Consider the following 19,202-nt stretch of genomic DNA (forward strand, 5'->3'; position numbering starts at 1 on the left):
GGTTGTGCCCCGGTCGGGATGAGGGACCGGCCGGGGTCACCAACCTGATGAAGGTTTGGCCACCGAAGTTGCCGAGATCCACGGTAGCCAGGCACTTGCGCCGCTGTCACGACCGTTCATTATTTCGTTACATCCGGTAAGGGGCCGTCAACCGGGGAATTGGTTTGCATTGCCGTGGCAACCAGTATCAACAGACTGTTCGATGGCGGATTCGCCACGTATGCAGCAGTCGATAGCTCAGCCGTTGCGCCTAGCGGCACGCTTTGCACCTACGCTCCATACCGCGAAATTCAATGTGATTTGGATCACATCATTATCAAGGCTTCGTTACCGCGCGTGGGTACAGTGCCATCCGCCGATAAACCCTGTCGGACGCTCTCGGTAGCCTGTGGGTCGTGGCTCTGTACCGGAAGTATCGACCGGCGACATTCGCAGAAGTAGTGGGTCAGGAGCACGTCACCGACCCGCTGAGTACAGCGCTGGATACCGGACGGATCAGTCACGCGTATCTGTTCTCCGGGCCGCGTGGTTGCGGTAAGACGTCGTCCGCGCGCATCCTCGCGCGGTCGCTGAACTGCGTGGACGGGCCGACGTCGACCCCGTGCGGTACGTGCTCGTCGTGTGTGGCGCTCGGGCCGGGTGGCTCGGGCAATCTCGACGTGATCGAACTCGACGCGGCCAGTCACGGTGGTGTCGACGACACCCGCGAGCTGCGCGATCGCGCCTTCTACGCGCCCGCCGAGTCGCGCTACCGCGTGTTCATCGTCGACGAGGCACACATGGTCACCACGGCCGGTTTCAACGCGCTGCTCAAGATCGTCGAGGAACCGCCGGCCCACCTGATCTTCATCTTCGCCACCACCGAGCCGGACAAGGTGCTGCCGACGATTCGCTCACGCACGCACCACTATCCGTTCCGGCTCCTGCCGCCCGCCACCATGCGCGGACTGCTCGGCAAGATCTGCGAGCAGGAGCACGTACCGGTGGAGGAGGCGGTGTATCCGCTGGTCATCCGCGCCGGTGGTGGTTCGCCGCGCGACAGCCTGAGCGTGCTCGACCAGCTGCTGGCCGGCGCCGGGCCCGACGGTGTCACCTACCCGCGCGCGGTCTCGCTGCTCGGCGTCACCGACGTGGCGCTGATCGACGACGCCATCGACGCGCTGGCCGCTAATGATGGTGCGGCCCTGTTCAACACGGTCGATTCGGTGATGGAAGCGGGCCACGACCCGCGCCGCTTCGCCGTCGACCTGCTCGAACGGCTGCGCGACCTGATCCTGCTGCGCGCGGTTCCCGACGCCGCCGACCGCGGCCTGGTCTCCGGTCCCGGCGACGTCATGGAAAGAATGCGTGACCAGGCCGAACGCCTGGGCCCCGCCACCCTCACCCGCTACGCCGAACTCCTGCACGAGGGCCTCGGCGAAATGCGCGGCGCCACCGCCCCGCGCCTGCTCCTCGAAGTGATCTGCGCCCGCATGCTGCTGCCGTCGGTGTCCGACGCCGAGTCGGCCACCCTGCAACGGCTGGAACGGCTGGAACGCGGATTCGCGAGCGGATCGGTCCCCGCCTCGGCCCGCCCGGGATCCTCCGCGGGTGAGCCTGCTGCGCAACGTCCCGCTGTGCCCTCGGCGAGTGGTGAGAGCCGCCGTAGTGGTGCGGAACTCCTCGCCGCCGCTCTGGCTGAAAAGGGGGCGGCGACCAGCGGTTCGCCGACGCCCGGCCCCGCGAGTCCCGTCGCCGCGGAGCAGAAGGCCGCCACCCCGGCCGCGCCCAGAACTTCCGCACCGCCCCCTGATGAGGCTGCGCCGATCGCCGAGTCCGCACCGCCGTCACCGGTGACTTCCGCATCGAGCGTGCCCCCGGCCGCATCTGCACCCGCGCCGTCCACATCGGTTACGCCGCCCAAAGCGGCCGAGTCACCCGTATCGGCCGCGCCGACGGCGCCGGCCGTGCCGCCGTCACCGGTGACTACCGCACCGAGCGTGCCCCCGGCGACGCCTGAGTCGCCAACCCCCGCCGCGCCACCGATCGATTCTGGGCGGAGCGACGTCGATACCCCTGCGGAAGGGGTTGCTCCCCAACAGCTTGCGGCAGAGGTTCCCCCGGTCGAAGCGGACCGCCCCGCGCAGTCCGACTCCGGCCTTCGATCGGAAGGCTCGGGCCCCGAACGGTTCTCCAGGCCGTCGACCGGCAGTGACACGCCTCGCGCGGACAACGACTCGACTCCGGCATCGGAAGCAGCAGCGTCGCAGGCGGATTCGTCGGCTCAGCCAGAACCCGACCTGGGCGACGCCGACGCGCCGCCGCGGGTCGAGTCTGTCGCCGCGCAGGCGGCGCCGCAGGTCGGCGCGGCACCCACCGAGGATCTGGTCGGGATCGTCGATGCCGCGTGGCCGGAGATCAAGGGCAGGGTGCGGGAGTTCGGGGCTACCTTGCAGGCGCTGTTGTCGGGGGCGGCGGTGTCGCGGGTCGAGGGCGAGGTGATCGTTTTCGCGCATCCGGCCGCGCCGTTGGCGCAGCGGTTGTCCGATCCGCGCAATATCGAGGCGGTGCGTTCGGCGGTGCGGGCCGTGCTCGGGCGTGAACTGGATGTGCGCTGGGAGACCGGTGCGCCCGCGCCGCGACCCGCGCCCGCCGCCAAGGCCGGGCCCGCGCGGGGGCCGGGAAATCCGGAGAGCAAGCCCGCGGGACGTCCCAAGTTCTCGCGGCCGAGCCAGGCGGCGGGCAATCAGTCGCCGAACCGGGCGAACCGGCCGTCCGACGATGACATTCCGCCGCCGGATTTCCCTGACCTCCCCGACGACCCCGGCCCGGACGAAGGGTCCGACTCCCGGTCGGGCGGCGATTCCGCGCGCAGTGCCGCCGTTCTCGCCCCGCCGACCCCGGAGGAAGAACGGGAGATGCTGGCCGCCGCCGCGGTGCCGGTGGCTCCCGGTGACCGTCAAGACCCGGACGAGGTCGCGCTGGCGTTGCTACGTGAACAGTTCGGAGCAAAGAGTCTGGATGGTTGACAGCCACCGTCCGTACCGCGTTAAGTTAACCGGAGTTCGCACACCACGGTAGTATGAACGGGTGGCCGGTTTCACCGGATGAGCATGGTTCTATGCTCCGCTGGTGTTTGCCGGGATTTGTACGGCGTCGAGACAATTGGTCGTGGCGTTCGTGCGGCCACCGCACCCCAAGGAAGGAAACACTCCGATATGACCACAGAGGCCTACATCTACGAGGCCATCCGCACTCCGCGCGGCCGCGGCAAGAAGAACGGCTCGCTGCACTCGGTCAAGCCGATCGATCTGACTGTTGGTCTGATCCAGGAGCTGCGTGGCCGCTTCCCGAACCTCGACGAGGACCAGATCTCGGACCTCATCCTCGGCGTGGTCACCCCCGTCGGTGACCAGGGCATGGACATCGCCCGCACCGCGGTCACCATCGCCGGCCTGCCCGACACCGTCGGTGGCTTCCAGCTCAACCGCTTCTGTGCTTCCGGCCTCGAGGCCGTGAACCTGGCCGCGCAGAAGGTTCGCTCCGGCTTCGACGACCTCGTCATCGCCGGCGGCGTCGAGTCGATGTCGCGCGTACCGATGGGCTCCGACGGCGGCGCCTGGGCGCTCGACCCGGCCACCAACTACGACGGCTACTTCGTGCCCCAGGGCATCTCGGCCGACCTGATCGCCACCATCGAGGGCTTCACCCGCGATGACGTCGACGCCTACGCGGTGCGCTCGCAGGACCTGGCCGCCGCGGCGACCACCGGCGGCTACTTCGCCAAGTCGATCGTCCCGGTCAAGGACATCAACGGCCTGGTCGTGCTCGACAACGACGAGCACATGCGTCCCGGCACCACCGCCGCCGACCTCGGCAAGCTGAACCCGGCCTTCGCCGGCATCGGTGAGATGGGTGGCTTCGACGCCGTCGCGCTGCAGAAGTTCACCTACATCGAGAAGATCAACCACGTCCACCACGGTGGCAACAGCTCGGGCATCGTCGACGGCGCCGCCCTGCTGCTGATCGGTTCCGAAGAAGCGGGCAAGAACTCGGGTCTGACCCCGCGTGCCCGCGTCGTCGCGACCGCCACCTCCGGTGCGGACTCCACCATCATGCTGACCGGTCCCACCCCGGCCGCCAAGAAGGCGCTGGCCAAGGCCGGTCTGACGATCGAGGACATGGACCTCGTCGAGATCAACGAGGCCTTCGCCTCCGTGGTGCTGAAGTTCCAGAAGGACCTGAACGTCCCGGACGAGAAGCTGAACGTCAACGGTGGCGCGATCGCGATGGGCCACCCGCTGGGTGCCACCGGCGCGATGATCACCGGCACGGTGCTCGACGAGCTGGAGCGTCGCAACGCGCGCTACGGCCTGATCACCCTGTGCATCGGCGGCGGCATGGGCGTCGCCACCATCATCGAGCGCGTCTGAGCTCCGGCCGACTTTCACTTCTCATAGGAGAGAACGAAAAACTATGACTGACAACATCATCGGCTGGGAGAAGGACGCCGACGGCGTGGTCGTCCTCACTATCGACGACCCCAGCCAGGGCGCCAACACCATGAACGACGCGTACCTCGCGTCGATGAACGCCACCGTCGACCGCCTCGAGGCGGAGAAGGACGACATCACCGGTGTCGTCATCACCTCCGGCAAGAAGACCTTCTTCGCCGGCGGCGACCTGAAGAACATGATGAAGGTCGGCCCGGACAACGCGGCCGAGGTCGTCAAGATGGTCACCGACGTCAAGGCCCCGCTGCGTCGCCTCGAGCAGCTCGGCAAGCCGGTCGTCGCCGCCATCAACGGCGCCGCCCTCGGTGGCGGCCTGGAGATCGCGCTGGCCACCCACTACCGCATCGCGGCCGACGTCAAGGGTTCGGCCATCGGCCTGCCCGAGGTCTCCCTGGGCCTGCTGCCCGGCGGCGGCGGCGTGACCCGCACCGTGCGCATGCTCGGCCTGCAGAACGCGCTGATGCAGGTGCTGCTGCAGGGCCAGCGTCACCGCGTCACCAAGGCCAAGGAAATCGGCCTGATCGACGAGGTCGTCGCCACGGTCGAGGAACTGATCCCCGCCGCCAAGGTGTGGATCGCGGCCAACCCCGAAGCGGCGCAGCCGTGGGACAAGAAGGGCTACCGAATCCCCGGCGGCACCCCGTCCACCCCGGCCTTCGCGGCGAACCTGCCCGCGTTCCCGGCCAACCTGCGCAAGCAGATCAAGGGCACCAACATGCCCGCCCCGCGCGCCATCATGGCCGCGGCGGTCGAGGGTGCGCAGGTCGACATCGACAACGCGCTGACCATCGAGGGCCGTTACTTCACGAGCCTGCTGACCGGTCCGGTCGCGAAGAACATGATCCAGGCGTTCTTCTTCGACCTCAACCACATCAACGGTGGCGGCTCGCGTCCGTCCATCGAGGATGTGCCCAAGCGTGAGATCAAGAAGATCGGTGTCATCGGCGCCGGCATGATGGGCGCGGGCATCGCCTACGTTTCGGCCAAGGCCGGCTACGAGGTCGTGCTCAAGGACGTCGAGCTCGCCAACGCCGTCAAGGGCAAGGGCTACGCCGAGGCCATCGAGGCCAAGGCACTCTCGCGTGGCAAGACCACCCAGGAGAAGTCCGACGCGCTGCTGGCTCGCATCACCCCGTCGGCCGACGCGGCCGACTTCAAGGGTGTCGACTTCGTCATCGAGGCCGTGTTCGAGAACCCGGACCTCAAGAACAAGGTCTTCCAGGAGATCGAGGACATCGTCGACGCCGATGCTCTGCTCGGCTCGAACACCTCGACCCTGCCGATCACCCTGCTCTCCGAGGGTGTGAAGCGCTCCGAGGACTTCATCGGTATCCACTTCTTCTCCCCCGTGGACAAGATGCCGCTGGTGGAGATCATCAAGGGCAAGAACACCTCCGACGAGGCGCTGGCCCGGGTGTACGACTACACCCTCGCCATCAAGAAGACCCCGATCGTCGTCAACGACAGCCGTGGCTTCTTCACCTCGCGCGTGATCGGTACCTTCATCAACGAGGCCATCTCCATGGTCGCCGAGGGTGTCGATCCGGCCACCGTCGAGCAGGCCGGTCTGCAGGCGGGCTACCCGGCCGCGCCGCTGAAGCTCAGCGACGAGCTGAACTTCACCACCATGCAGAAGATCTACAAGGAGACCTCCGAGGCCATCCTTGCTGCCGGTGGCGAGCTCAATGCCGCGTCCGCGAAGACCGCCGAGGTCCTCAACACCCTGATCGACAAGTACGACCGCAAGGGCAAGCTGGGCGGCGCGGGCTTCTACGAGTACGTCGACGGCAAGGCCACCGGCCTGTGGGACGAGCTGCGCGAGATCTTCAGCTCGAGCCGTGAGCTCCCGGAGGGTGTCACCTTCCAGGACCTCAAGGACCGGATGATGTTCGCCGAGGCCATCGAGACCCAGAAGTGCTTCGACGAAGGCGTGCTCACCAGCACCGCCGACGCGAACATCGGCTCGATCTTCGGCATCGGCTTCCCGGCCTGGTCGGGTGGCTCGCACCAGTTCATCGTCGGCTACCCCGGTGGCCAGGAGGCCTTCGTGGCCCGCGCCGATGAGCTGGCCGCGAAGTTCGGCCCGCGTTTCGAGGTCCCGGCCTCGCTGCGCAAGTAAGTCGGTAGTTCCCGGTTTCGCACCGGGTCGGCGCCCGTCACCTCAGTGAGGTGGCGGGCGTTCGCCGTTATCGGGGCTTGGCGTAGTCGGCGTAGCCCTGCCAGTCGAGGACCACGCACGGTTCGTCGCCGACGACCCAGGCATCGTGGCCGGGGGACGCGATCATCACGTCGCCGGGCCCGAACTCCAGCTCTTTGCCGTCGTCCATCGCCACCACGATCCGGCCGGACAGGCAGTACCCGATGTGCGCGGCCTGGCAGCTGTCGGTGCCCGCGATCGGTTTCACGTGTTCACTCCATCGCCAACCTGGTTCGAAGACCGCGCGGCCCACCGGGCCGCTTTCCATATTGACGAGGTCGAGTCGACCCTTTCCCTGCTCGAACGGCCGGGTTTCCTCGGGCGCGTCGAAACTCATGCGTACCAGCGTGGACATGACATCTCACTTCGGCTCGGGTGGTGAGCGATGATGTCGTGGTCCACCGAGTGGAGGGCAGCACGGCCCACGGCGGCGCCCACCGAGAGTTCAAGTCTTCGCCGATCGGCGGTGCGACGCAAGAGTCCAGCTCGGGCTTCGGCGGCGTCGAGGTGGTGGGGCGGCGACCGACAGTTCGGGTGGTGTTCACCTGGGGGTGTGGTGCGGTGGATAGCTTGTCGGTCATGGGACGTCGGGTGGCTGCAGCGGTGCTGGGAATTGTCGTCGCGGGGGTCGCGGTGCCGGATGCGGGGGCCGCGGTCGATGGCGTGCGGGTGCTGGGGGAGCAGGTCGTCGGGCACGATGCCGAATTCGGGGGGACGGTGGTCGGCGGGCTGTCGGGCATCGACTACCGTTCCGCCACCGGCGAATTCGTCCTGATCAGCGATGACCGATCGGAGAAGGGCCCCGCCAGGGTGTATACGGCTCGAATTCCGTTGGGGGAGGATGGGATCGGCCCCGTCGGCTTCACGGGCACGAAGCCTCTGCTGCGGGCTGACGGAGCCACGTATTCGCCGAAATCGGTGGACCCCGAAGATATTCGGGTCGATCCGTGGACGGGGGACTACTTCTGGACGCAGGAGGGCGAGCGGGCCGGTGAGGTGCTCGCCGATCCTTCGGTACGGGTGGCCCGCGCGGATGGCGGGTTCGTCGCCGAGCTGCCGATTCCGGAAAACGAACGGATGCGCGCTGATTCGGGGCCACGGCAGAACCAGGCGCTCGAGGGGGCGACGTTCGCGGCCGGTGGGGCGTTGTTCGTGACCGCGATGGAGGGGCCGCTGCTCCAAGATGGGCCGGGCGCGACCACGACGGCGGGGGCAACGACCCGGATCACCGTCCAGGCCAGGTTCGGGCCGGTGCTCGCGCAGTACGCGTACCCGCTGGAGCCGGTGTTCGCCGAGTCGCGGCCGGAGGCCGGGCAGGCGAGTAACGGCGTCACCGCGATCCTCGCCGACGACACCGTCGATCCGACCCGATTCCTGGTGGTCGAACGGGCTTTCGCCAAGGGGGTGGGGAATCGGGTGCGGATCTTCGAGATCGACACGACGGCCGCGAGCACTGTGCTCGACGCGCCGATCGCGGGTGCTCGCCCGGTGGCCAAGCGGCTCGTCGCCGACCTCGCCGATCTCGGGATCGAGGCCGTCGACAACATCGAGGGAATGACCTGGGGCCCGCGACTGCCCTCGGGTGAGCGCACGTTGGTGCTGGTCGCGGACAACAACTTCGCGTCCGAACAGCGCACTCAGCTGATCGCGCTCGCGGTGCGCTGAACCGCGGGTTTCGGACAACCGTTGCCGCCACAGCGTCGAATCTCCACCCGATAGACGCCGGATCGCGCTAGCTTGGATATGTGCGGTGATGTCGGTGACCTCCCCGCATGCCGACCGAAACGCCGGTGACGCCGATGGTGAGAGGTGGTCACATGGATCCGGAGCAGACGCGTATGGAGCGCGGCCTGGCCGAGGCGGCGCCGGTGGGGCTGAATACGCAGCGGGCGGTGGCGCCGGGGGTACCCGACGAGGCCGTGATCGCGGAACTCGATGCCATGGGACTCACGGGGGCCAAGGAGATCGGGCGCGGCGGATTCGGCGTGGTGTACCGCGCATTGCAGCCGGCGCTGGATCGCGTGGTCGCGGTGAAGGTGTTGTCCTCGGAGATCGATGTGGAGAGCCGGGAACGGTTCCTGCGCGAGGAACAGGCGATGGGCAGGCTGTCCGGACATCCGAATATCGTCGACATCCTGCAGGTCGACGTGACCGAGACCGGGCTGCCGCTGATCGTGATGCCCTACGCCTCGCGCGGCTCGCTCGAACGCCTCATCCACGATCGTGGCCCGCTGACCTGGTCGGACACCCTGCGCGCCGGAGTGAAGCTGGCCGCGGCGATCGAATCGGCGCATCGGGCGGGCATCCTGCACCGGGATGTGAAACCGGCGAACGTGCTGATCAGCGGGTATGGCGAACCGCAACTCACCGACTTCGGCATCGCCCGCATTCCCGGCGGATTCCAGACGTCGAGCAGCTTGATCACCGGTTCGCCCGCGTTCACCGCGCCGGAATTGCTCAGGGGCAGTGAACCGACCGTGCAGTCTGATGTCTACGGCCTCGGCGCGACCCTGTTCGCCCTGCTGACCGGCCATGCCGCGTTCGAACGCCAGGCGGGGGAGAAGGTGGTCGCGCAATTCCTGCGCATCACCACCCAGCACGTCCCCGACCTGCGCGCCCAGGACATCCCCGGCGACGTGGCGGAAGTGATCGAACGGGCCATGTCCCCCGAGCCCGCCGACCGCCCGGCCTCGGCCTACGAGTTCGGCGAACTGCTCCGCGACGTGCAGCGCGCGCACGGCCAGATGCCCGACGAAATGGCATTGCTCGACTCCGAGGAGACCACCGATGACGCCCCGGAGGTCCTGAAGTCGGTCACCGGCCGCCGCAGCTGGCCGCTGACCCTGCAGGCCGCAGGCGCCTCGGTGCCCATGCCGAGCTCGACGACCGGCACGTTTCCGCCGACCGCCGCCACCAAATTCCGCCCGCCCACGCCCGCACGCGAACCCTTCCCGCGCCAGCGCCTGCTCGACGTGCTGCGGGAGGGCGGCGAGCGCCGACTCGCCCTGATCCACGCGCCCGCCGGTTTCGGCAAGAGCACCATCGCCACGCAGTGGCGCGCCGACCTGGCCACCCGCGACATTCCGGTGGCGTGGCTGGGCGTCGACCAGGACGACGACAGCGAAATCTGGTTCCTCGCCCACCTCATCGAGGCCATCCGCCGGGTGCGCCCCGATGTCGGCGCGGGTCTGGAGCAGGTTCTGGAGGAGCGGCCCGCCGACGCGGTCGCCTACGTGATCGCCACCCTGATCGACGAGATCCACGCGAGCGGGCGCCCGGTGGTCGTCGTGGTGGACGACTGGCACCGGGTACGCGATCCCGGCGTGCAACGCGCGATGGCGACCCTGCTCGACAACGGCTGCCACCACGTGCGGTTCGTCATCACCAGCCGCGATCAGTCCGGCCTGCCGATCAGCAGGTTGCGGGTGCGCGACGAACTCGTCGAGCTGGACGCGGCCGCGCTGCGGCTCACCGAATCGGAGACCCGGCAGATCCTGGTGGAGCGCAACGGTTTCGCGCTCACCGACGAGCAGGTCGAACAGATCCACCTCGCGACCGACGGCTGGCCCGCCGCGATCCAGCTGGTGAGCCTCACCTTGCGCGGTAAGGCCGATCCGGCCCAGTTGCTCGCCTCGCTCGCCGAGGGCGGGCACGGGATGCGCGAGTATCTCGCCGAGAACGTGCTCGACGCGCTGGCGCCCGAGCAGCTGGAGTTCCTGATGGCGATCTCGGTGGTCGAGCGGGTGAACGGGTCACTGGCCGGGCTGCTCGCCGACGTCCCCGATGGTGCGGCGATGCTGGAGCAGGCCGAGCAGCGTGAGCTCTTCCTGCATCGGATCCAGCACGATCCGGAGTGGTACCGGATGCAACCGCTGTTCGCCGAGCATCTGCGCGCCCGTCTCGACCGTGAACATCCCGGACGTTCGAAAGCCCTGCACCGCAAGGCCGCTCGCTGGTACGCCGAGCATCAGCTGCTGCGCAAGTCGGTGGATCACGCGCTGGCCGCGACCGATCTCAAACTCGCCGCCGACCTGCTCGAGAGTGGCGGCATGGACCTGATCGACGGATCCCGGCTCGCCACCCTGCTCGGTACCGTCTCGAAACTACCTGTGCAGCAGGTGACCTCACGGTCGAAGCTGTTGATGGCGGTGGCCAGGGCGAATATGAACATGCAGCAGACGGGGACCGCCCGCAACGCGCTCGGCCGGCTCTCGAATCTGCTGGCCCGCAGTTCGTCCGGTGAACCGGAACTGACCGAACAGCGCTGTGTGGCAACGGTGCTGGATGCCGCCGACCGGGTAGCCCACGACGACATCGCCGAGGTGGCCGACAGTCTGGTGCCCATTCTGGAGGAACCCGGCGATCTGCCCGCCTGGACGGTGTCGACCGCCGCGAATCTGATGTCGTTCGTTCGGCTGTGCGAGTTCGACTTCAGCGCGGTGACCGAGCTCCAGGACTGGGCCGCCGACTATCACACACAGTCCAAGGACCCACTCGGTCCGGTATTCGGGCTGTGCGCGCTGGGCGACGCCGCCTACGAGCAACTCGACATCGCCTCCGCCACCACCTCTTTCGAGCAGGCATACGAGGCCGCGCGCACCAAGTCGGGGCCGCGCTCGGACGCCGCACGGATCGCGGCCGCCCTGCTCGGCGAAGTGGCCTATCGCCGTGGCGATCTGGCGCTGGCAGATCGGCTCCTCGACGAGAGCCACGAACTGGTCACCCGGGTCGGTCCCGTCGACTTCCTGATCGCGACCTTCGTGGTCGGTGCCAGGGTGAAGGCGGCTCTCGGCGATCAGTACACCGCCTCGGCCCGCCTCGACGAAGGCGCGCGAGTGGCCGCGGAGAACGGCTTGGCTCGCCTGGACGCGCATGTGCGGGCCGAGCGGGCCAGGCTCGGATTCCCCACCGGCGAAGACACCTTCGTTCCCGACAGCTCCGGTAACGGCGCACGGCGCAAGAAGGGCGCCGCCGCGCTGATCACCGAGGCGCGGGCCATCGCCGACATTCGGAGGCTACTGGCCGAGCAACGGCTGCGTGCTGATGATCGCGCGGCCCGCCACGCGCGGGTGATCTACGCGAAGACTCTCGAACAGGGCCGTCCGCGGGCGGAATTGGACGCGACCTTGCTGCTCGCGGAGTGTCTCGCGTCGGCGGGGTGGGTCGGGGAGGCGACCGGGCTGGTGCTTCCGGTCCTGCGCACCTGCGCCGAACTGGGCTGGACCAGACCGCTGCTGGACGCGGGGCCGGGGGTCGTCGGCCTGCTCCACGTGTTGCGCACGCAATCCCATGACGGGCAGGACCATCCGATCCTGCGCGCCCTGCCCGGTCACTTCCTCGACGAACTACTCGCCTGATCGCGGCCCGGTAGCCCGGGCCGCGATCAGCGACCTACGGCTGCCACCAGGGGCGCAAGGGGACGTCCCAGGCGCCGTTCGCATCGAGCTTCACGCCGAGTACATGGTGCAGCTGGATCACGTTGCGCTGGAAGCCGAGCCGGCATCCCGCCATGTACAGGCCCCACACCTTCGCGGTGCCCTCGCCGACCTCGGCGACGGCCGCGTCCCAATTGGCGACCAGGTTCTTGCACCACTCGTGCAGCGTCAGCGCGTAGTGCTCGCGCAGATTCTCCTCGTGCAGTACCTCGAGGCCGACGTTCTGGATATCGGAGATGATGCGTCCGGAGCCGATCAGCTCCCCGTCGGGGAACACGTAGCGGTCGATGAAATCGCCCGCCTTGGTGGTGCGGGTGTTGTCGTGGCGGGTGATGCAGTGGTTGAGGAACAGGCCGCCCACCCGCAGCTTGTCCTTGATGTAGCCGAAGTAGAACGGGTAGTTGTGCACACCGATGTGCTCGGTGAGGCCGATCGAGGAGACCGCGTCGAATTCGCCCTCGGGGATGTCGCGGTAGTCGCTGTGCCGAACCTCGGCGAGCTCGCTGAGACCTTCCTCGGCGATCTTCTGCTGTGCCCAGGCGGCCTGTTCGGCCGATAGCGTCGCCCCGATCACCTTCACGCCACGGCGCGCCGCATAGCGGACCATGCCGCCCCAGCCACAGCCGATATCGAGCAGCCGGTCGCCTTCCTTCAGGCGCAGCTTCTCGAAGATCAGCCGGTACTTGTTCTCCTGTGCCTGCTCGAGCGTCCAGTCCTCGTCGCCGTACACCGCACAGGTGTAGGTCATCGACGGGCCGAGGACGTACTCATAGAACTTGTTGGAGACGTCGTAGTGGTGGTGGATCGCCTCGGCATCGCGAGTCTTGGAGTGGCGCAAGCCTTCCAGCGCGATCCGGCGCCAGCGCGGCAGCGTTTCCTGCGGCGGGGGCGCGATCGGCTTGAGCCGCTCCCAGCCCAGCGAGCGCGCGATGGTGACCAGCGACAATGCCGAAGGACGATGGAACTTCATGTCCTGCATGGCTTTCAAGATGTCGTACGGGTCGCCGGGATGCACGCCCTCGGCGATCATGTCGCCGGCGATATAGGCCCGCGCCATGCCGAGGTCGCCGGGGGCGCCTGCCAGGTAGTTGATGCCGCGTGGGGTCTTGATCTCGAGCGCGTAGGGCGCGTCCTCCGGGCCGGTCGCGCTGCCGTCGTAGGCGGTCAGGCGGACGGGGATTTCGCCGTCTACGAGGCTCTCGACGACCTCGGCGATATTGAGCCGGGTGCCCAGCTCGGCCAATACCTCGGATCGGTCCTTGAATGTCGTCACTTGCGTTGCACCGCCTTCGAATACAGATTCAGCAGTCGTTGGTCCGGGTCGTAACGGGTCTTCAGTTCGGTATAGGTGTCGCCGCCGTAGAGCTCGGCGAACTCGGCCTCGTCGTAGTAGGAGTCCGAGTAGAGCGACTTGTGTCCGTCGAACGCGGACACGATCTTCTCGATGGCGCGGTTGGCCGCCCCTTCCGGTTGACCTCGCTCGGTCGGCACCGCCGACCAGAATCCGACATTGACGTAGGTGCGCTGTGGTTCGAGCGGATACAGCGGCCACGGACGCGCACCGTCCGTCGCCGGCGCGTCGTCGAGCGCACGCAAGCGCAATGGGCACAACCAGATCGGCTCGATGGGTATTTCCCGCAGGAACCATTCGACGAAGTCGGCGGTGTGCTGGACCGGCACCTCGATGTCCTGCACGACGCGTTCCTGCGGCGGGTTGCCCTTGCGGGCCTGCCTGCGGTCATCGATGTGGTACTTGCGGTCGAGCGCGACCAGTTTCCAGTAGAAACTGCTGCGCCGGCGCGACTTCGGCCAGAGCCTGCGGATCTTCGGGTTCTGCGCGCCGAACGCGCGCGAGCACCAGAACCAGTCGGTGTCCCAGCGCCACAGGTAATCGTGAACGGTCAGCCGGTCCCGGATCACGCCGTCGGCGTGCTGCAGGGAGCGGTAGAAGATGTCCATGCCGGTGTAGTCGCTGACCGGGCCGGGCTCGTCGGTCTGGCGACCAAGGGTCAGGTAGCTCTCGTTCGCGCTGAACACCACGCCGTCGATGTAGTCGACAGCTTCGTCCTGGAAGCGGCGGTCGACGACGATCCGATCGAGTTCGGCTTCCAGTTCGCGCAGGTCGTGGAAGCGCACGTGCCGCAATTCCACGAACGGCAGGACGGGTTCGAGTTCGATCTTCAGCCGGACGGAGTATCCGAGAGTGCCGTAGGAGTTGGGGAAGCCGTGGAACAGGTCGGCGTGCTCGCCGGTCGGTGTCGCGGTGACGATCTCCCCGGCCCCGGTCAAAATGTCCATTTCCAGGACGGATTCGTGGGGTAGACCGTTGCGGAACGAGGTGGATTCGATGCCGAGACCGGTCACCGCCCCGCCCAGGGTGATGGTCTTGAGCTGGGGCACCACCAGCGGCGCCAGCCCGTAGGGGAGGGTGGCCGCCACCAGGTCCTCATAGGTGGTCATGCCCGCGACGTCGGCCGTGCGGGCCTGCGGGTCTACCGCGATCACCTGCCCGAGGCCGGACACGTCGAGACCGGGCGCGGTGGGTGCCGCCCTGGCCCGGAACAAGTTCGATGTCTTCTTCGCCAGCCGGACGACGGCACCGGGTGGGATGGCGCGATAGCTTTCCAGCAGTCGCTCCACTCCCGCTCGATGCGCGGCATATCCGGACTCGCGTGTGGCCGGTTCGTGACCAGCCCTACCCAAAAGACTCACTGCCACCCCTTTGACGCTAGTACGACCATGTCCGCCGGGCCACCGGATACTTGCGCGCCGCGACAAAATGTCACGCACATGTTCCCGCACGGCCCGAACCTGGTCGGGAGAAGCGGTCGGGGACAGGGCAGGATGTAACCCGGTCGAGATATCGCCACACCCCCCAGCAAGGAGTCAACAGTGGGACAGGTCAGCGCCAGCAGTTCGATCGTCGTCGCCGCGGATCCGCAGCGCACGCTCGCCGCGATCGGCGACTACGAGACGATCCGGCCGCGCATTCTTTCCTCGCACTACCGCGACTACAAGGTTGTCGAGGGCGGCAACGGAGCGGGCACCGTGGTGGAGTGGACGCTGCAGGCTACCGAGAAGCGCTCACGCAACGTGCGCGCGACCGTGACGGTGGCCGATTCGGTTCTCACCGAGCGCGACGCCAACTCCACCATGGTCAACACCTGGACCGTCACCCCCGACGGCGCCGGCTCGAAGGTCACCGTCGAGACCACCTGGAAGGGTGCGGGCGGCATCTCGGGCATCTTCGAGGGCATCTTCGCCCCGCTCGGCCTGAAGAAGATCCAGGCCGAGGTCCTGGGCAACCTCTCGCGTGAACTGGCCTGAGCTCAGTTCACCGCAGTAGGTCAGTCCTTGCCGATGTCGAAGAGGTTTCCTTCGGGGTCGGCGAGGGTGGTCCACTGGATCCCGTACTCGTCGAAGTCGCCGATGTGCTTGGCGCCCAGGCTGATCGCGCGCTCGATGTACTCGGCCCACTCGGCTGTGTGGAAGTCCAGATGGACCACGTTCTTGCCGGGTGTCTTGTCGGGGACCTGAATGAACATCAGGATCGGGGCGAGACCGGCGGATTTGCCGACGGTGGCGAAGAACTGCGAGGCCTCCGGGTCGACGGGTACGTCGAGCAGTTGCGCGTAGAACTCGGCCTGGGCCGTGGCGTTGTGGCAGTCCATGGTGATGTTCGCCAGGGCGATGGTCATCAGATCTCTCCTTCGGTGATCGGCCAGCACACTTCGGTGCGGTAGTCGGCCGGGTTATCGGTGATGTCGGGTCCCACGAGGTAGCGCTCGCGGACCGGCTCGTCGGGCAGTGCGGTGCCGTGCTCGGCGACGTGGCTGCCGAGTGCGCCGTAGGTGCGGTCGAAGTCCTCGAACGGGCCGTCGTGCACCGCCACGGCGAAGTGGCGGGCGGGAAAGCCGACGATGGCGAAGCCCCGGGTGGGGACGAAATCGGCACCGGGCAGCAGCGGCACGTACGCGGTGACCTCGCCGTTGTCCTCGGTGAAGAACTCGTTCGAATACGTCGCGCCCGCAACGCCTCCCGGGTCGACACCGGACGCCAGCAGGATCGTGTACAGCTGCTCGAACGCCGTGCCGCACCAGTCGGCGATGGCGGTGCGCTCGACCCGGTCGGTGACCGTGAGCGCCGTGAAGGCGGGCTCGATCCGGTAGTCGACCTCGATCGGCAGCGGGGGTGCGGTGAGCAGGGCGCGCAGCGAGACCACCACCTCGCGGGTGCGTTGCAGCGCCGCCTCCATCCTGGTGAGGTGCGCCCGCAGGGTGGTGTCACGCTCGGCGGGATCCGCGGTGGCGAGCACGGTGCGGATCTCCGGGAGCGGCATGTCCAGGTCGCGCAGGCGGCGGATCAGATGCGCCCGCTCCACCTGGTCGGTGGAATATCGGCGATAGCCGGTGCCCGCGTCTACGGCGGCGGGCTCGAGTAGCTCGATCTCGTGGTAGTACCGCAGCGTCTTGACGCTCAGATGGGTGAGGCGGGCGAACTCGCCGATCGCCACGGTTGCTGTCATGAGATCCAGGGAACACCCTCCAGCGGGTGGAGGGTCAAGAACCGATCAGGCGGGCGTCAGCACGAAGGCGGCGAGCAGTGGCCACGAGCCCTCGCGCCACCACGAATAGCCGAACCAGACGCCAGGGGTGACCTCGCGGATCTCGTCGTAGACCTGCGGAGTGGGTGACGGCGCGTAGTTCAGCGCCCAGGTGGGGGCGCCGTCGAGGATCGACGGTGCTCGATAGACATCGGCGGGAAACGCCTCGATCCCGGCCCCGGTGACCCGGTTGGTCAGTGTGCCGCCGTCGGGCCCGGTGCGGAACACTTTGCCGATCCACAGCGCCGGTGCGGCCGCTCCGAGTTGCGGCGGGCGTGTCACCCAGCCGTTGGTGAGGCCGTTGGCCACCGCGCCCGCCTGTGCGTCGCGGTAGATCTGGTCCTGCTGGGTGACACTGCAGCGAAAGCGCAGCGAATCAACGGTCGCCGCCGGATTGCCGGGGTCGAGAACGCAGCCGTTGCCATAGTTCGTGATGTCGGTTCCGGAATCGGCCGATGCGGCGGTGGGTGCGAGAAGAAGCAGGCTGGCGACGGACGCGAACACGGCTGATATCGATGCCAGGCGCGCACAGGATGCATTCATCTGATCTCCTAGAGATTGCTGAATCATTGCCCGAGCTAGCACGATCGTATGATCGATTCCCCGGCGGAGTCATCGTTTCAGTGACCGTTTCCCACGACTAAACTGGCTACCGCACGCGGCCATGCCCCGCACCCGACGTACCCCACGGTTTTCGGCCGCCTCGCACCCGAGGGGCGAGACGGAACGCCGAAGGCGCAGTATCGTCCCTCGGGTGCGAGGCCCCCAGGGCCGAAAACCCCGCGGCGTCAGCCGCCAAAAACACAGGAGTGTTGTGCAACCCGGTGATGGTCAGTTCGATATGCAGGCACTGCTCGCTCAGGCTCAGCAGATGCAGCAGGCAGTGATGCAGGCGCAGGCCGAGCTCGCCGAGACCGAGGTGGCGGGTCAGGCCGGCGGCGGTCTGGTGCAGGCCACGATCAAGGTCAGCGGCGAGGTGATCGCGCTGACGATCGACCCGAAGGTGGTCGATCCGGAGGACGTCGACGGACTGCAGGACCTGGTCATCGGTGCGATCAACGACGCGATGGCCAATGCGCAGCAGCTCGCGGCCGAGCGCCTCGGCCCGCTGTCGCAGGGTCTCGGCGGCGGCTCGATGCCCGGTCTGCCCGACTTCTGATGTATGAGGGGCCGGTTCAGGATCTGATCGACGAGCTGGGCAAACTGCCGGGCGTCGGTCCGAAGAGCGCACAGCGCATCGCTTTTCATCTGCTGCAGGTGGAGCCGCCGGATATCGACAGGCTGCAGGCCGCTCTGCAGAAGGTGCGCGACGGCGTCCAGTTCTGTGTGTCGTGCGGCACCGTCGCCGATGGTGAGCTGTGCCGGATCTGTGCCGACCCACGCCGCGACCGCACGATGATCTGTGTGGTCGAGGAACCCAAGGATGTGCAGGCGATCGAGCGCACCCGCGAGTTCCGTGGTCGCTACCACGTGCTCGGTGGTGCGCTCGATCCGCTCAGCGGCGTCGGGCCGGATCAGCTGCGGATCAGGGAACTGCTCACCCGCATCGGCAATCAGGAGGACGGCATCGATGTGAGCGAGGTGATCATCGCGACCGATCCGAATACCGAGGGCGAGGCGACGGCCACCTATCTCGTGCGGATGCTGCGCGATTTCCCCGGGCTCACCGTCACCCGGTTGGCCTCCGGGCTGCCGATGGGCGGCGACCTGGAATTCGCCGACGAACTGACCCTCGGACGGGCACTGTCCGGCAGGCGGACGCTGTAGGACGGATCGGGCAGGCGCGCTGGTCGCCGCCGGTCACGTCCGTCCCGGGATCAGAGCTCGACGCGGGTCCAGGCGACGCCGTCGGTGGTGGCGGGCTTGCCGTTGGCCCACTCCCAGATGATGCGGGCGACCTGCGCCGGGTCGTCGAGGGTCGTGCCGAAATGCCGGTCGGGGCCGCCGTCGCGATATTCGAGGGTGTAGGGCCCGTTCGGGTCGCGATAGGTCTGGATGTAGCGCTGTTCGCCCTGCTCGACGATGAGATACGGGTTGGGCGCGGCGAGTCCGGCCACCCAGTGGTGGGCCAATTCCTCGGTGAGATAGGGGAATTCGCCCGCGCCGCCGTGTGTGACGTTGATCGGGATGTGGCCTGCCGGGTCGATGAGCCAGGTCAGCTGCGGATCGTAGACGGCGTAGCCGCGCGGGGTGGCGAGGTCGAAGAGCAGATTGCGGACGAAGCCGATGGCGTCGTACGGCGAGGGGATGTAGAGCGTGTCGCCGCTGGGGCCGCCGACGGATTCGACGCTGAGGAACGAGTCGTCCACCGGCAGTTCGGCGTTGCGCGCGTTCAGCTCGGCCGCGATCTCGGCGATCGATGCGGACTCGGTCACGCCTTCCTGGGCGGCCAGGTACGCGTCGATCTCGTCGACAGAGCTGGCGACGCCGGACGGCAGGAGGATGTGGTCGTAGCTCACCCGGCCAGCCTACGG

General features: G+C 67.7%; 15 protein-coding genes. 8 read left to right on the top strand and 7 right to left on the bottom strand.

Going from position 1 to position 19,202, the window contains the following annotated elements:
* Positions 1 to 395 precede the first annotated feature (395 nt).
* The 3 genes from ACFTS5_RS32265 (at position 396) to ACFTS5_RS32275 (ending at position 6,612) form a co-directional block, all read left to right on the top strand.
* Positions 396 to 3,008, top strand: a complete 2,613-nt coding sequence (locus tag ACFTS5_RS32265) for a DNA polymerase III subunit gamma and tau (RefSeq protein ID WP_378638595.1) — start codon at positions 396 to 398, stop codon at positions 3,006 to 3,008.
* A 189-nt stretch (positions 3,009 to 3,197) separates the two neighbouring features.
* Positions 3,198 to 4,412: an acetyl-CoA C-acetyltransferase gene (locus ACFTS5_RS32270; protein ID WP_378638597.1), complete on the top strand. Its 1,215-nt coding sequence runs from the start codon at positions 3,198 to 3,200 to the stop codon at positions 4,410 to 4,412.
* Between the two features lie 43 nt (positions 4,413 to 4,455).
* Positions 4,456 to 6,612 carry a 3-hydroxyacyl-CoA dehydrogenase NAD-binding domain-containing protein gene (locus tag ACFTS5_RS32275; protein WP_358189672.1) on the top strand — a complete coding sequence of 719 codons (2,157 nt, stop codon included), beginning with the start codon at positions 4,456 to 4,458 and terminating at the stop codon, positions 6,610 to 6,612.
* A gap of 67 nt (positions 6,613 to 6,679) precedes the next feature.
* Here ACFTS5_RS32275 and ACFTS5_RS32280 read toward each other — a convergent pair whose 3' ends face one another.
* Positions 6,680 to 7,045 carry a cupin domain-containing protein gene (locus ACFTS5_RS32280; protein WP_378638601.1) on the bottom strand — a complete coding sequence of 122 codons (366 nt, stop codon included), beginning with the start codon at positions 7,043 to 7,045 and terminating at the stop codon, positions 6,680 to 6,682.
* Positions 7,046 to 7,068: 23 nt separating this feature from the next.
* Between ACFTS5_RS32280 and ACFTS5_RS32285 the strand changes: the two genes are divergently transcribed.
* Both ACFTS5_RS32285 and ACFTS5_RS32290 read left to right on the top strand, forming a co-directional pair.
* Positions 7,069 to 8,355: an esterase-like activity of phytase family protein gene (locus ACFTS5_RS32285; protein WP_378638604.1), complete on the top strand. Its 1,287-nt coding sequence runs from the start codon at positions 7,069 to 7,071 to the stop codon at positions 8,353 to 8,355.
* A gap of 152 nt (positions 8,356 to 8,507) precedes the next feature.
* A complete protein-coding gene (locus ACFTS5_RS32290; protein WP_378638606.1) occupies positions 8,508 to 12,047 on the top strand; it encodes a protein kinase in 3,540 nt (1,179 codons plus the stop codon).
* Between the two features lie 34 nt (positions 12,048 to 12,081).
* Here ACFTS5_RS32290 and ACFTS5_RS32295 read toward each other — a convergent pair whose 3' ends face one another.
* Positions 12,082 to 13,398: a class I SAM-dependent methyltransferase gene (locus ACFTS5_RS32295; RefSeq protein ID WP_378638608.1), complete on the bottom strand. Its 1,317-nt coding sequence runs from the start codon at positions 13,396 to 13,398 to the stop codon at positions 12,082 to 12,084.
* The gene (locus ACFTS5_RS32300) at positions 13,395 to 14,837 is read right to left on the bottom strand and encodes an FAD-binding oxidoreductase (RefSeq protein ID WP_378638610.1); all 1,443 of its coding nucleotides are present in this window, start codon (positions 14,835 to 14,837) and stop codon (positions 13,395 to 13,397) included. Before ACFTS5_RS32300 ends, ACFTS5_RS32295 begins: the two co-directional genes overlap by 4 nt.
* Positions 14,838 to 15,017: 180 nt before the next feature.
* Between ACFTS5_RS32300 and ACFTS5_RS32305 the strand changes: the two genes are divergently transcribed.
* Positions 15,018 to 15,452, top strand: a complete 435-nt coding sequence (locus ACFTS5_RS32305; RefSeq protein WP_378638612.1) for an SRPBCC family protein — start codon at positions 15,018 to 15,020, stop codon at positions 15,450 to 15,452.
* A 20-nt stretch (positions 15,453 to 15,472) separates the two neighbouring features.
* Here the strand turns inward: ACFTS5_RS32305 and ACFTS5_RS32310 are convergent, their stop codons facing one another.
* Genes ACFTS5_RS32310 through ACFTS5_RS32320 form a run of 3 tightly spaced genes read right to left on the bottom strand, consistent with a single transcriptional unit; the run spans position 15,473 to position 17,271 of the window.
* Positions 15,473 to 15,823 carry a VOC family protein gene (locus ACFTS5_RS32310; protein WP_378638614.1) on the bottom strand — a complete coding sequence of 117 codons (351 nt, stop codon included), beginning with the start codon at positions 15,821 to 15,823 and terminating at the stop codon, positions 15,473 to 15,475.
* Positions 15,823 to 16,650: a MerR family transcriptional regulator gene (locus tag ACFTS5_RS32315; protein ID WP_378638616.1), complete on the bottom strand. Its 828-nt coding sequence runs from the start codon at positions 16,648 to 16,650 to the stop codon at positions 15,823 to 15,825. The genes ACFTS5_RS32310 and ACFTS5_RS32315 overlap by 1 nt, the downstream gene beginning before the upstream one ends.
* A 45-nt stretch (positions 16,651 to 16,695) precedes the next feature.
* Positions 16,696 to 17,271: a hypothetical protein gene (locus tag ACFTS5_RS32320; protein ID WP_378638618.1), complete on the bottom strand. Its 576-nt coding sequence runs from the start codon at positions 17,269 to 17,271 to the stop codon at positions 16,696 to 16,698.
* 298 nt (positions 17,272 to 17,569) lie between these two features.
* On the opposite strand from ACFTS5_RS32320, the gene ACFTS5_RS32325 reads away from it, so the two are divergent.
* Complete coding sequence (locus ACFTS5_RS32325; RefSeq protein ID WP_228536936.1) at positions 17,570 to 17,887, top strand: YbaB/EbfC family nucleoid-associated protein; 318 nt, start codon at positions 17,570 to 17,572, stop codon at positions 17,885 to 17,887.
* Positions 17,887 to 18,495, top strand: a complete 609-nt coding sequence (gene recR / locus ACFTS5_RS32330; RefSeq protein ID WP_056822003.1) for a recombination mediator RecR — start codon at positions 17,887 to 17,889, stop codon at positions 18,493 to 18,495. Before ACFTS5_RS32325 ends, recR begins: the two co-directional genes overlap by 1 nt.
* Positions 18,496 to 18,545: 50 nt before the next feature.
* On the opposite strand, the gene ACFTS5_RS32335 is transcribed toward recR, so the two are convergent.
* Entirely contained in the window at positions 18,546 to 19,187 is a 642-nt protein-coding gene (locus tag ACFTS5_RS32335) for a hypothetical protein (protein WP_378638622.1), read from the bottom strand.
* Between the last annotated feature and the right edge of the window lie 15 nt (positions 19,188 to 19,202).

It is taken from the genome of Nocardia sp. NPDC056952 (assembly GCF_042674185.1).
Taxonomy (GTDB): domain Bacteria; phylum Actinomycetota; class Actinomycetes; order Mycobacteriales; family Mycobacteriaceae; genus Nocardia.

Coding starts and splice junctions, on each gene's coding strand:
- ACFTS5_RS32270 (WP_378638597.1), top strand. CDS start 3,198: ATGACCACAGAGGCCTACATCTACGAGGCCATCCGCACTCCGCGCGGC.
- ACFTS5_RS32275 (WP_358189672.1), top strand. CDS start 4,456: ATGACTGACAACATCATCGGCTGGGAGAAGGACGCCGACGGCGTGGTC.
- ACFTS5_RS32280 (WP_378638601.1), bottom strand. CDS start 7,045: ATGTCCACGCTGGTACGCATGAGTTTCGACGCGCCCGAGGAAACCCGG.
- ACFTS5_RS32290 (WP_378638606.1), top strand. CDS start 8,508: ATGGATCCGGAGCAGACGCGTATGGAGCGCGGCCTGGCCGAGGCGGCG.
- ACFTS5_RS32310 (WP_378638614.1), bottom strand. CDS start 15,823: ATGACCATCGCCCTGGCGAACATCACCATGGACTGCCACAACGCCACG.
- ACFTS5_RS32315 (WP_378638616.1), bottom strand. CDS start 16,650: ATGACAGCAACCGTGGCGATCGGCGAGTTCGCCCGCCTCACCCATCTG.
- ACFTS5_RS32320 (WP_378638618.1), bottom strand. CDS start 17,271: ATGAATGCATCCTGTGCGCGCCTGGCATCGATATCAGCCGTGTTCGCG.
- ACFTS5_RS32325 (WP_228536936.1), top strand. CDS start 17,570: ATGCAGGCACTGCTCGCTCAGGCTCAGCAGATGCAGCAGGCAGTGATG.
- recR (WP_056822003.1), top strand. CDS start 17,887: ATGTATGAGGGGCCGGTTCAGGATCTGATCGACGAGCTGGGCAAACTG.